Below are 12,588 nucleotides of genomic sequence, written 5' to 3'. Positions count from 1 at the left end.
TGTGCATGGCTGATCTGGAAAAACTGACGAAACCGCTCGACATCGGGGGCGTGACGATCCGAAACCGGGTGTTCCTGGCGCCCATGTCAGGGGTTACCGACGAGCCTTTCCGGCTGCGGGCCCACGCCCACGGCGCTGGTCTCGTCGTGTCCGAAATGGTGGCAAGCGGCGAACTCGCCAGGGGCCGGGCGGGGGCGGGCCAGCGCCTGCGCCATTCGGGCCTGCCGGTTCACATGGTCCAGCTCGCCGGGCGCGAGGCCCAGCATATGGCCGAGGGCGCGCGGATCGCGGCGGGCGAGGGCGCCGACGTGATCGACATCAATATGGGCTGCCCGGCCAAGAAGGTGACCGGCGGCCTCGCCGGATCAGCCCTGATGCGGGACCTCGACCATGCGCTGTCCCTGATCGACGCCGTCGTCGGCGCCGTCGATGTTCCCGTCACGGTCAAGATGCGGCTCGGCTGGGACGAGGGGGCGCTGAATGCGCCGATGCTCGCCCGGCGCGCCGAGCAAGCCGGGGTGCGCATGGTGACGGTACACGGGCGCACCCGCTGCCAGTTCTATCAGGGCAAGGCCGACTGGCGCGCCATCGCGCGGGTCAAGCAGGCAGTATCGATCCCCGTCGTCGCCAATGGCGACGTCACGACGCCGCAGGACGCGGCGGCCGTTCTGGAGCAATCGGGCGCCGACGCCGTGATGGTCGGGCGCGGGCACTACGGCGCGCCCTGGCTCGCCGGATCGATCGCGCATGCGGCGGGCGCCGAAATCGAGCCGAACATCCCCGCGGCGGAAGACATGACCCCCTATGTGGTCGCCCACTACGAGGACATGCTCGCGCTTTACGGCACCGAGAGCGGACTGCGCCAGGCGCGGAAACATCTCGGCTGGTATCTCGGCCGCCATGCCGGAAATGTATCGGATGATCAACGCGCGAGGATCATGACGGGCACCGACCCCGCCGATGTCGTCGCCGGGCTGCGCAGGGTCTTCGGCCGCGCGGCGGAAAACGGTCAGTTGAGGAAAGTCGCATGAGCATAGCCGCCGCCCAGAGAGCACCGACATTCGACCCCGCCCAGTTGGTGCTCAATACGATCCGCCATCCGGTGATCATGATCGGGCCTGACGGCGCGATCACCTATGCCAATGCCGACGCCGAGGATTTCTTCCGGTCGAGCGCAGCGGTGCTGGCGCGCAACACGCTGGAGCGCTTTGCGCCTTTCGGCAGCCCCTTGCTGGCACTGGTCGAGCAGGTGCGCGAACGCCATGCTCCCGTGAACGAATATCGGGTCGACATATCCTCGCCGCGCCTCGGCGCGGACAAGATCGTCGACATCCATGTCTCGCCGGTGGCCGAGTTGCCGGGATCGGTCGTGGTGATGTTCCAGGAGCGTTCTATGGCGGACAAGATCGACCGCCAGATGACGCATCGCGGCGCGGCGCGTTCCGTCACCGGGCTAGCGGCGATGCTGGCGCATGAGATCAAGAACCCGCTGTCGGGCATCCGCGGCGCTGCCCAACTCCTCGAAAGCGCCGTGTCGGACGATGACCGCGCCCTTACCCGGCTGATCACCGACGAGACCGACCGCATCGTGTCGCTGGTCGACCGCATGGAGGTGTTCTCCGACGAACGCCCGATCGACCGCCATCCCGTCAACATCCATGTCGTGCTCGACCATGTGAAGGCCATCGCCCGGAACGGCTTCGCCCGGAACATCCGCTTCATCGAGGACTACGACCCGTCGCTGCCGCCGGTGCACGGCAATCGCGACCAGCTCATCCAGGTCTTTCTCAACCTGGTGAAGAACGCGGCCGAGGCGATCGACAGGGACGTCCCCGGCGAGATCACGCTTTCGACCGCCTTCCGGCCCGGCATCCGGGTTTCGGTGCCCGGAACGCAGGACCGCGTGTCGCTGCCGCTCGAATTCCGCGTCCACGACAACGGTCACGGCGTGCCGCCCGACATCCTGCCGATCCTCTTCGATCCCTTCATCACCACCAAGCCGAACGGTTCCGGCCTTGGTCTCGCTCTGGTGGCCAAGATCGTCGGCGAACATGGCGGCGTCATCGAATGCGATTCCACGCCGCGCGGCACGACCTTCCGCATCCTGATGCCCGCCTGGAAGGAAGCCGCCGGACACAACGACGCCGAGGGGAGCCCCGCACGATGACCGCTCGCGGACATATTCTCGTCGCCGACGACGATGCGGCGATCCGGACCGTGCTCAACCAGGCGCTGTCGCGGGTGGGCCACGAGGTGCGCGTCACTTCGAACGCCGCCACGCTGTGGCGCTGGGTGGCGGCGGGCGAGGGCGATCTCGTCATCACCGACGTCGTGATGCCCGACGAGAACGCCTTCGACATGTTGCCGCGCATCAAGAAGGCGCGGCCGGAGCTGCCCGTCATCGTCATGAGCGCGCAGAACACCTTCATGACCGCGATACGCGCCTCCGAGACGGGCGCCTACGAATACCTGCCGAAGCCCTTCGACCTCACCGAGCTGCTGAACATCGTCAGCCGCGCCTTGTCCGAGCCGCGGCGTCCGCTCGCCGATCAGCGCGGCGAGGAACAGCTCGAGGCCATGCCGCTGGTCGGCCGCTCCGGCGCCATGCAGGACATCTACCGCATGCTCGCCCGCATGATGCAGACGGACCTGACCGTCATGATCACCGGCGAGTCCGGCACCGGCAAGGAGCTGGTCGCGCGGGCGCTGCACGAATACGGCCGGCGGCGGAACGGTCCCTTCGTCGCCATCAACATGGCGGCCATTCCGCGCGACCTGATCGAATCGGAACTGTTCGGCCACGAGAAGGGCGCCTTCACCGGCGCGCAGCATCGCTCGACCGGCCGCTTCGAACAGGCTGACGGCGGCACGCTGTTCCTGGACGAGATCGGCGACATGCCGATGGAGGCGCAGACCCGGCTGCTGCGCGTGCTCCAGCAGGGCGAATACACCACGGTGGGCGGCCGGACACCGATCAAGACCGACGTTCGCATCGTGGCGGCCACCAACAAGGACCTGCGCAACCTGATCGGCCAGGGCCTGTTCCGCGAGGACCTGTTCTATCGCCTGAACGTCGTGCCGCTTCGCCTGCCGGCCCTGCGGGAACGCTCCGAGGACATTCCCGATCTGGTTCGTCATTTCTTCAAGCAGGCGGAGAGCGAAGGGCTGCAGAAGAAGCGCATTTCGAGCGGCGGCATCGAACTGATGAAGCGCTATCCATGGCCGGGCAATGTGCGCGAGCTGGAGAATCTGATCCGCCGCCTGGCCGCGCTTTATCCCCAGGACGAGATCGCGCAGGAGATAATCGAATCCGAGTTGAGGACGGTCGATTCGCCCGTCGCGCCAGGCGGCAATCTGCTGCCTGAGGATCTGTCGATCAGCCAGGCGGTCGAACACTATCTGCAGCGGTATTTCGCCTCGTTTCCCGGCGACCTGCCGCCGCCGGGGCTGTATCAGCGTATCCTGGCCGAGGTCGAGTATCCGCTGGTGCTCGCCTCCATGACCGCCACCCGCGGCAACCAGATCAAGGCCGCGGAACTGCTCGGCCTGAACCGCAACACGTTGCGCAAGAAGATCCGCGAGCTCGGCGTGAACGTCTACCGGGCCTCGAGATCGGCCTGAGGCCGCACTACGAGGCGCCCCCAGCCCAAATCCGCGCGATACCCTGCCGGCTCCTTGATTTCGGCGCACGTCTCTGTTTCCAGAAACCGCTGAACACTCTCGGGAAGAGGTGCGTTGGCCGTGACGTCGACGCCATGCGTTTCCCCGACCGACGCACCAGGGCCCCGGCTGAGGGCACGGGGACGGACAGGAGCGTACGAGATTTCGTCGCGATGGCGCAGATGTTGCACAATCGCCACAATGCGTTGCATACATCCAACGCTGGTGAGGGTTCGATTGGCGGAATGACGACCGATATGCAGACGATTCCCGGACCGGGCATCCCCGGATCGGCGACGACCGAGGGGCGCCGCCTTCTGGCGCTGCCTGGTGTCGTGACCATCGTCGCCGCGCTGGTCACCGCGGCCGTGTCCTTCGCCATCCTGGTCGGGGTCACGCCGATCGTGCCCGATGAGGCGACCACTCTGTCGCTGATCGGCATCAACGCCGTCTTCATCCTGCTGCTGGTCGGCCTTATCGCACGCGAGGTCCATCGCATCTCGGCTGCGCGCAAGCGCGGCAAGGCCGCATCGCGGCTGCATGTGCGCATCGTCGCGATGTTCTCGCTCGTGGCCGCTATCCCCGCGCTGATGGTCGCGATCATCGCCTCGATTACGCTGGATATCGGGCTAGATCGCTGGTTCGAACTGCGCACCAAGGCCATCATCAACTCGTCGCTATCGATCGCGGAAGCCTATGTGCAGGAGAACGCCCGCAACCTGCAGGGCACGACGCTGTCGATGGCCAACGACCTCGACAGGGCGAGAGCCCTCTACAATCTCGACCGGACCGGCTTCCGGGAATTGTTGACCCAGCAGGCGATCGGCCGCGCGCTCGCTCATGCCGCCTTGATCACGGAAGACGGCTCGCTGGTGATGGCCGCTCTTACCAATGCAGATTTTCCGATGCCGGATCCGCCGTCGGGGGCGGCGCAACAGGCCGGCAATGGCGAAACGGTGCTGATCGAGCCGCGAACCCGAAACATCGTCGGCGCGATCGTCAAGCTGCGCGAAATCCCCGACACCTATCTCTACACGATCCGGCTGGTCGACCCCGAGGTGATCCGTGCCCGCCAGATCGTGCGCGCAAACACCGACGAGTATCGGGGGCTCGAAGCGAACCGGCGCACCACGCAACTCGCCTTTGCCATGCTCTATCTCGGTCTTACGCTCGTCGTGGTCTTGTCGGCGATCTGGACCGGCATCGCGGTCGCCGACCGGCTTGTCCGACCGATCCGCCAGCTGATCGGAGCCGCAGACGAGGTCGCAACCGGCAATCTCGACGTCTCGGTCCCGGTCCGCGCCAGCGACGGCGACGTGGCCTCGCTCGGCGACACGTTCAACAAGATGCTCTTGCAGCTGAAATCGCAGCGGGACGAGATCCTGACCGCCAAGGACCTCGTCGACGAACGCCGGCGCTTCTCGGAAGCCGTGCTGGCCGGCGTGACCGCCGGCGTCATCGGCGTCGATCCCGACGGCATCGTAACGATCGTCAACCGGTCGGCCGAGACAATGCTGGCGATTTCGGCCGAGGCGTCGGTCGGAAAGAACCTCTCCACCATCCTGCCGCATGTCGGCCGGGTGCTGGAGATCGGCCGCAACTCGCGGCGGCCGGTCTATCGCGAGCAGGTCACTTTCTATCGCGGCGGCGCAGAACGCACCTTCAACGTGCAGGTCACGATCGAGCAAGGTGACGCGGAGACCGAAACGGACTCTCAGTCGCGCGTGGTGACCGTCGACGACATCACGGACCTCGTGCAGGCGCAGCGCTCGTCAGCATGGGCCGATGTCGCCCGCCGCATCGCCCATGAAATCAAGAATCCTCTCACGCCGATCCAGCTTGCTGCGGAGCGGATCCGCCGCCGCTACGGAAAGGTGATCACCGAGGACCGTGAGGTTTTCGACCAATGCACCGACACGATCATCCGCCAGGTCGAGGACATCGGACGGATGGTGGACGAGTTCTCGGCCTTCGCCCGCATGCCCAAGCCCGACATGCAGGTGCTGGACCTCCGGGAGGCGCTGCGCGAGGCCTCTTTCCTCGTCGAGGTCAGCCGCTCCGACATCGCATTCGAGCGCAGCTTCGGCACCGAGCCGCTCATGGGCACCTTCGACAGCCGGCTAATGAGCCAGGCATTCGGCAATGTCATCAAGAACGCGGCCGAGGCAATCGAGGCGGCCGGGCGCGAGAGCGCCGAGCCGGGCATGATTTGCATCCGCGCCGCCCGACAGGGCAACATGATCCGCGTCGACGTGATCGACAACGGCAAGGGGTTGCCGCGCGAGAACCGGCAGAGGCTGCTGGAGCCCTATATGACGACGCGCGAGAAGGGCACAGGCCTCGGCCTCGCTATCGTCAAAAAGATAGTCGAGGACCATGGTGGGCGACTCGAACTGCACGATGCGCCCCAGGATTTTTACGACGGGAGAGGGGCCATGATCAGCATGGTTCTGCCTGCCGCCGCCGCCCAGCCGGGCAACGGCGAGGCCGGATCGGTCGGCCCGAAGGAAGCTGAAAAGGTCGACAATGGCGTCTGACATCCTTATCGTCGATGACGAAGAAGACATCCGAGAGCTCGTCGCGGGCATTTTGAGCGACGAGGGCCATGAAACCCGCACCGCGCATGACAGCGACAGCGCGCTGGCGTCGATCGCCGGACGGGTGCCGCGACTGGTGTTCCTCGATATCTGGCTGCAGGGCTCCAAGCTCGACGGCCTGGCGCTGCTCGATCAGATCAAGGCGATCCACCCCGAGCTGCCCGTGGTGATGATCTCGGGCCACGGCAACATCGAAACCGCCGTTTCGGCGATCCGTCGCGGCGCCTACGACTTCATCGAGAAGCCCTTCAAGGCCGACCGGCTGATCCTGATCGCCGAACGCGCTCTCGAGACGTCGAAGCTGAAACGCGAGGTTTCAGACCTGAAGCAGCGCAGCGGCGAGACTTTCGATCTCATCGGCACTTCCGTCGCCATGAGCCAGTTGCGCCAGACGATCGAGCGGGTCGCGCCCACCAACAGCCGCATCATGATCATCGGACCGTCCGGCTCCGGCAAGGAGATGGTGGCGCGCGCGATCCATGCCGCGTCCACCCGCCAAAGCGGGCCGTTCGTGACGCTCAACGCCGCGACAATCACGCCCGAGCGCATGGAAATCGAGCTCTTCGGCACCGAATCCAACGGCGGCGAGCGCAAAGTCGGAGCGCTGGAGGAGGCGCATCACGGCATTCTCTACATCGACGAGGTCGCCGACATGCCGCGCGAGACGCAGGGCAAGATCCTGCGCGTGCTCGTCGACCAGCAATTCGAACGGGTGGGCGGCACGAAACGCGTCAAGGTCGACGTGCGCATCATCTCCTCGACCGCCCAGAACCTCGAAGCCATGATCGCCGAAGGCCAGTTCCGCGAGGATCTCTACCACCGCCTCGCCGTCGTACCCGTGACGGTGCCGGGGCTCTCCGAACGACGCGAGGATATCCCGTTTCTCGTCGACCATTTCATGCGGCAGATCGCGCGGCAGGCCGGCATCAAGCCGCGCCGCATCGGCAACGATGCGCTGGCCGTACTCCAGGCACACAACTGGCCGGGCAACATTCGCCAGTTGCGCAACAACATCGAACGACTGATGATCCTGGTGCGCGCCGACGACGTCGAGACGCCGATCACGGCCGACCTGCTGCCCTCGGAGATCGGCGACGTCATGCCCCGCGCGCCCAGCCAGTCCGACCAGCACATCATGGCCCTGCCGCTGCGCGAGGCCCGTGAGTTGTTCGAGAAGGAATATCTGATCGCCCAGATCAACCGCTTCGGCGGCAACATCTCCCGCACGGCCGAGTTCATCGGAATGGAGCGCTCCGCGCTCCACAGGAAGCTGAAGTCGCTGGGCGTATGACACTCGGGCGGCTTGTCGGCGTCCTTGCCCGACGCTCCGCGTCGCGCTACCGACGTCGCGAGCCGGCGGGGCCAGAGGAAACAATGCGGGTTAGCTTGCCATGAAGGTCATCATCTGCGGCGCGGGGCAGGTGGGCTACGGCATCGCCGAACGCCTTGCGGCGGAAAAGAACGACGTTTCCGTCATCGACACGTCGCCCGAACTGGTCCGGGCGATTCGCGATTCGCTCGATGTGCGCGGCTTCGTGGGCCACGGCGCCCACCCGGACACGCTCGAGTTGGCCGGCGCCCAGCAGGCCGACATGCTGATCGCGGTGACGCTCTATGACGAGGTGAACATCGTCGCCTGCGAGGTCGCGCACGCCTTGTTCAACGTTCCCACCAAGATCGCCCGAATCCGCGCGCAATCCTATCTGCGTCCGCACTACCAGAACCTGTTCTCCCGCGAGCACCTGCCGATCGACGTGATCATCTCGCCGGAGCTGGAAGTGGCCGAGATGGTGCTTCGCCGCATCGCGCTGCCCGGGGCGACCGACGTCGTCGGATTCGCGGACAACAAGATCGCCATGCTGGCGATCGAATGCCAGGACGAATGCCCCGTCATCAACACGCCGCTCGCGCAGTTGAGCGAGTTGTTCCCGGACCTTCCCACGACGGTTGTGGGCGTCACGCGCAACGGCACGCTGTTCGTCCCGCGCTCGTCCGACCAACTGGTCGCCGGCGACCTTGCCTATGTCGTGACCACCAAGGACCAGGTCCGCCGCACTCTCGGGCTGTTCGGCCACGAGGAGCAGGAAGCGACACGCATCGTGATCGCCGGTGGCGGCAATATAGGACTGCATGTCGCGCGAACCCTGGAGCAGCGCCAGAGCCGCACGCGCGTGAAGATCATCGAGAGCGGGCGCGAGCGCGCGGTCGCGATCGCCGACGAACTGAGGCGCTCGGTCGTGCTACAAGGCAGCGCCCTCGACCAGAAGCTGCTGCAGGAAGCCGACATCCATGATGCCGACCTGATGGTCGCACTCACCAACAACGACCAGGTCAACATCCTTGCCAGCGCCATGGCCAAGCGGCTGGGCTGCAAGGCCAATCTCGCGCTGATCAACAATCCCGCCTTCCACGACATCACCAGGACGCTGGGGATCGACGCCTATGTCAATCCGCGCGCGGTCACGATCTCCCGCGTGCTCCAGCACGTGCGCCGGGGCCGCATCCGCGCCGTGCACAGCGTGCAGAAGGGGGCAGCCGAGATCATCGAGGCCGAGGCGCTCGAGACCTCGCCGCTGGTCGGTCCCTTGCTCCGCGATCTCGAACTGCCGCATGGCGTGCGTATCGGTGCGATCTATCGCGGCGGCGAGGTCATCAAGCCCAGCGGCGCTGTCCGCATCAAGCCCAAGGACCGGGTCGTCATCTTCGCCCTGGCCGACGAGGTGAAACAGGTTGAGCAGTTGTTCCGGGTCAGCCTGGAGTTTTTCTGAGCGCTCGTTTTTAACGCGCACCCGCCGCCCGAATCGCCTTACCACAGGGTCGAAACCCCCGCGCCACGAGAAGGAACGCCCATGCCGCGCATCGCCTATGTCAATGGCCGCTATATCCGCCATGCGCAGGCGGCCGTTCACATCGAGGATCGCGGCTACCAGTTCGCCGACGGCGTCTATGAGGTCTGCGAAGTGGCGCGCGGCTATATTGTCGACATGACGAGGCATCTGGACCGGCTGAACCGATCCTTGTCCGAGCTCCAGATCGCCTGGCCAATGACGCGGTCGGCGTTGCAACTGGTCATGCGCGAGGTGGTGCGCAGGAACCGCGTGGTCAACGGCCTCGTCTATCTGCAGGTGACGCGCGGCGTCGCGCCCCGCGATCACGCCTTTCCGGCGCCCGGCGTAAAGCCCGCGCTGGTGGTGACGGCAAAACGCAGCGATCCGGCCGCGGCCGCGAAGAAGGCGGAGACCGGGCTCGCCGTCATCACCGTGCCGGAGAACCGGTGGGACCGTGTCGATATCAAGACAGTCGGCCTCCTGCCGAATGTGCTTGCCCGCCAGCAGGCGAGGTCCGTCGGTGCCCAGGAGGCCTGGTTCGTCGATCCGGACGGAACCGTGAAGGAAGGCGCGTCCACCAATGTGTGGATCGTGACCAGGGACAGCCGCCTCGTCACGCGACCGGCCGACCACGGGATCCTGCGCGGGATCACGCGCGCAACGGTGATCGACGTCGCCGCGAAGCTCGGTCTCGAGGTCGAGGAAAGGGCCTTCACCGTGGCCGAGGCCAAGCAGGCAAGGGAGGCTTTCATCACCGCCGCGACCATGGTCGTGATGCCGGTCGTGACCATCGACGGCACGCCCGTCGCCAACGGCCATCCCGGCTCAGTTGCACTTTCATTGCGTCACGCGTTTTTTGACATTGCGGAAAAAATCAAGGCCTGATAACCGCTTAGGTGGCAGGGACACATACCATCACGTTTTGCTTGTCTGGCTCGCGCCGCGCAGGACATGCGTGCTTGACATGGGTAGGATATTGAGTCGCTACTAGCCGCAAGACGTTTGGGGATGGCGAAAGAAAAAAATGGCGGAAAGATCGCAAAATCTGCAGGACCTCTTCCTGAACTCGGTTCGTAAGAGCAAGAACCCTCTTACGATTTTCTTGATTAACGGCGTTAAACTGACAGGTGTCGTTACCTCGTTCGACAATTTCTGCGTGCTTCTGCGCAGGGACGGGCACTCACAGCTCGTGTACAAACACGCCATTTCCACCATCATGCCGAGCCAGCCGGTTCAGATGTTCGATGGTGAGGACAACGGCCGGGACGCTTGATTGGTCGATGAAAAAGGCGCGGGCGGGCGCATGAGCGCCGGCGAGGCGGCGGAGCTTTCCGGCGCCGCCGCCACCACGCGCGCGGTCGTCATCGTTCCGGTCCTGACGCGGCCGGGACGCGCCGATGATTCGCAAAGCAGGCCCCGCCTGGCGCGTTCCCCCGAGGCGAGGCACGACGAAGCCGTCGGCCTCGCCCGCGCGATCGATCTCGAACCAGTTCACACGGCGATCGTCGCGATCGCGGATCCGCGCCCGGCCACTCTGCTCGGCAGCGGCAAGGTCGACGATTTCGCGGTGATCGTGAAGGACACCAAGGCGGAACTGGTCATCGTCGATCATCCGCTGACGCCGGTGCAGCAGCGCAACCTCGAAAAGGCGCTCAACGCCAAGGTGCTGGACAGGACGGGCCTCATTCTCGAGATTTTCGGCCGGCGGGCGCGCACCAAGGAGGGCACGCTCCAGGTCGATCTTGCCCATCTGAATTACCAGAAGGGCCGGCTGGTACGGAGCTGGACCCACCTGGAGCGGCAGCGCGGTGGCGCCGGCTTCCTCGGCGGCCCGGGCGAAACCCAGATCGAGGCCGACCGCCGCATCCTGCAGGAGAAGATCCTTCGCCTGAAGCGCGAGTTGGAAACGGTGCGCCGCACGCGCGACCTGCATCGCGCCAAGCGCAAGAAAGTACCGTTTCCGGTCGTTGCCATCGTCGGTTACACCAATGCCGGAAAATCGACGCTGTTCAATCGACTGACCGGCGCCGGCGTGCTGGCCGAGGACATGCTTTTCGCGACGCTGGACCCGACACTGCGGCGCCTGCGGCTGCCGCACGGCACGACCGTGATCCTGTCCGACACGGTCGGCTTCATCTCCGACCTGCCGACCCACCTGGTGGCGGCCTTCCGGGCGACGCTGGAGGAGGTGGTCGAGGCCGAACTCGTCATCCATCTTCGCGACATCTCGGATCCCGACACGGCCGCGCAGTCCGAGGACGTCGAGCAGATCCTTGCCGATCTCGGCGTCGACGCTTCCGATACGAATCGCGTCATCGAGGTCTGGAACAAGATCGACCGCCTCGACGAAGCCAATCGTGAAAGGCTGCTCGCCGAGGCCGCCGGCGGACGCGGCGCGCCTCCGGTCGCGATTTCGGCAGCCACGGGCGAGGGCATCGGCACGTTGCTTGCGGCAATCGAGGAGCGTGTCGCCGGCACGCTCGAGCCGATGGTGGTGAAGCTCGCGCCAAACCAGCTCGGGCTGATCGACTGGCTCTACCGCAACGGCGACGTAATCAAACGCAAGGACGGCAACGACGGCAGCGTGACCCTATCGCTCAAGGCCACAGCCATGGCCAGGAGCGAGATCGAAAGCCGATTGAGAAAGGAAAACAGAGGCTAAGTCGCCTTACTTCGCCTTCTTTGCCTGCTGCCAGAGGGCTTCCATCTCATCGAGATCGGCCGCCTCCAGGCTGCTGCCCCGCGCCTCGAGCGCCCTCTCGACATGGTGCAGCCGCGAGCGGAACTTCCCATTGGTGCCGCGAAGGGCGGTCTCGGCGTCGATATCGAGATGCCTGCCGAAATTGACCAGGGCAAACAGCACGTCGCCGAATTCGTCGGTGACGGCTGCCGTATCGCCCTTCTCCATCGCCTCGCGCAGTTCGGTGATCTCCTCCTCGATCTTGTCGAGGATCGGCTTTGCATCCTTCCAGTCGAAACCGACGCGTGCGGCCTGTTGCTGCAGCTTAAGCGCGCGGGTGAGGGCCGGCAGTCCGACGGGAACGCCGTCGAGGTACCCCCTGCCGTGATCCTCCCGATCGCGGCCCCGCGCCAGACGAGCAGCGTGTTTTTCGGCCTTCTCCTCGGCCTTGATGCGATCCCACATGCCTTTCGCGGAGCCGGCGGCGCGCGCCTCGGCATCACCGAAGACGTGCGGATGACGACGGATCATCTTGGTCGTGATCGTCTTCACCACGTCGCCGAAGTCGAATTCCCGCTGCTCCTCGGCCATCCGGGCGTGGAAGACCACCTGCAGCAGGAGATCGCCGAGTTCCTCGCGCAGGTCGTCCATATCGCCGCGTTCGATCGCATCGGCGACCTCGTAGGCCTCCTCCAGCGTGTAGGGCGCGATCGTCGAGAAGGTCTGTTCGACGTCCCATGGGCAGCCGGTGACAGGCGTGCGCAGGGCAGCCATGATCTCGAGGAGCCGGCCTATGTCTTTCGATGGCTGCATGATCCCGGTT

10 protein-coding genes are annotated in these 12,588 nt (G+C 65.4%); 9 read left to right on the top strand and 1 reads right to left on the bottom strand.

Annotated features, from left to right (window positions below; all coding sequences use genetic code 11):
• The first annotated feature begins 5 nt into the window (after nt 1-5).
• The 9 genes from dusB to hflX all read left to right on the top strand — a co-directional run bounded on the left by dusB (nt 6) and on the right by hflX (nt 11,747).
• On the top strand, nt 6-1,031 hold the full coding sequence (gene dusB, locus JN302_RS23835) for a tRNA dihydrouridine synthase DusB (RefSeq protein WP_202329366.1): 1,026 nt from the start codon (nt 6-8) through the stop codon (nt 1,029-1,031).
• On the top strand, nt 1,028-2,167 hold the full coding sequence (locus tag JN302_RS23830; protein ID WP_202305840.1) for a two-component system sensor histidine kinase NtrB: 1,140 nt from the start codon (nt 1,028-1,030) through the stop codon (nt 2,165-2,167). The genes dusB and JN302_RS23830 overlap by 4 nt, the downstream gene beginning before the upstream one ends.
• Nucleotides 2,164-3,621 (top strand): nitrogen regulation protein NR(I), encoded by a 1,458-nt coding sequence (gene ntrC, locus JN302_RS23825; protein ID WP_202305839.1) that lies wholly within the window; start codon nt 2,164-2,166, stop codon nt 3,619-3,621. The genes JN302_RS23830 and ntrC overlap by 4 nt, the downstream gene beginning before the upstream one ends.
• A 284-nt stretch (nt 3,622-3,905) precedes the next feature.
• A complete protein-coding gene (locus JN302_RS23820; protein ID WP_202329365.1) occupies nt 3,906-6,197 on the top strand; it encodes a sensor histidine kinase NtrY-like in 2,292 nt (763 codons plus the stop codon).
• Complete coding sequence (ntrX, locus tag JN302_RS23815) at nt 6,187-7,548, top strand: nitrogen assimilation response regulator NtrX (protein ID WP_202305835.1); 1,362 nt, start codon at nt 6,187-6,189, stop codon at nt 7,546-7,548. The genes JN302_RS23820 and ntrX overlap by 11 nt, the downstream gene beginning before the upstream one ends.
• Nucleotides 7,549-7,648: 100 nt before the next feature.
• On the top strand, nt 7,649-9,025 hold the full coding sequence (trkA, locus tag JN302_RS23810; RefSeq protein ID WP_202305833.1) for a Trk system potassium transporter TrkA: 1,377 nt from the start codon (nt 7,649-7,651) through the stop codon (nt 9,023-9,025).
• A gap of 81 nt (nt 9,026-9,106) precedes the next feature.
• A complete protein-coding gene (locus JN302_RS23805) occupies nt 9,107-9,970 on the top strand; it encodes a D-amino-acid transaminase (RefSeq protein WP_202329364.1) in 864 nt (287 codons plus the stop codon).
• Between the two features lie 139 nt (nt 9,971-10,109).
• Nucleotides 10,110-10,358, top strand: a complete 249-nt coding sequence (gene hfq, locus JN302_RS23800; protein ID WP_202305829.1) for an RNA chaperone Hfq — start codon at nt 10,110-10,112, stop codon at nt 10,356-10,358.
• 30 nt (nt 10,359-10,388) lie between these two features.
• Entirely contained in the window at nt 10,389-11,747 is a 1,359-nt protein-coding gene (gene hflX / locus JN302_RS23795; protein ID WP_202334425.1) for a GTPase HflX, read from the top strand.
• Between the two features lie 6 nt (nt 11,748-11,753).
• On the opposite strand, the gene mazG is transcribed toward hflX, so the two are convergent.
• Nucleotides 11,754-12,578 carry a nucleoside triphosphate pyrophosphohydrolase gene (gene mazG / locus JN302_RS23790; protein ID WP_202329363.1) on the bottom strand — a complete coding sequence of 275 codons (825 nt, stop codon included), beginning with the start codon at nt 12,576-12,578 and terminating at the stop codon, nt 11,754-11,756.
• Nucleotides 12,579-12,588 lie beyond the last annotated feature (10 nt).

Source organism: Mesorhizobium sp. L-8-3 (assembly GCF_016756615.1).
In the GTDB taxonomy this organism is placed as follows: Bacteria; Pseudomonadota; Alphaproteobacteria; order Rhizobiales; family Rhizobiaceae.
Note: the sequence above shows the minus strand (reverse complement) of the source record. Positions and strands in the feature narration are given on the sequence as shown.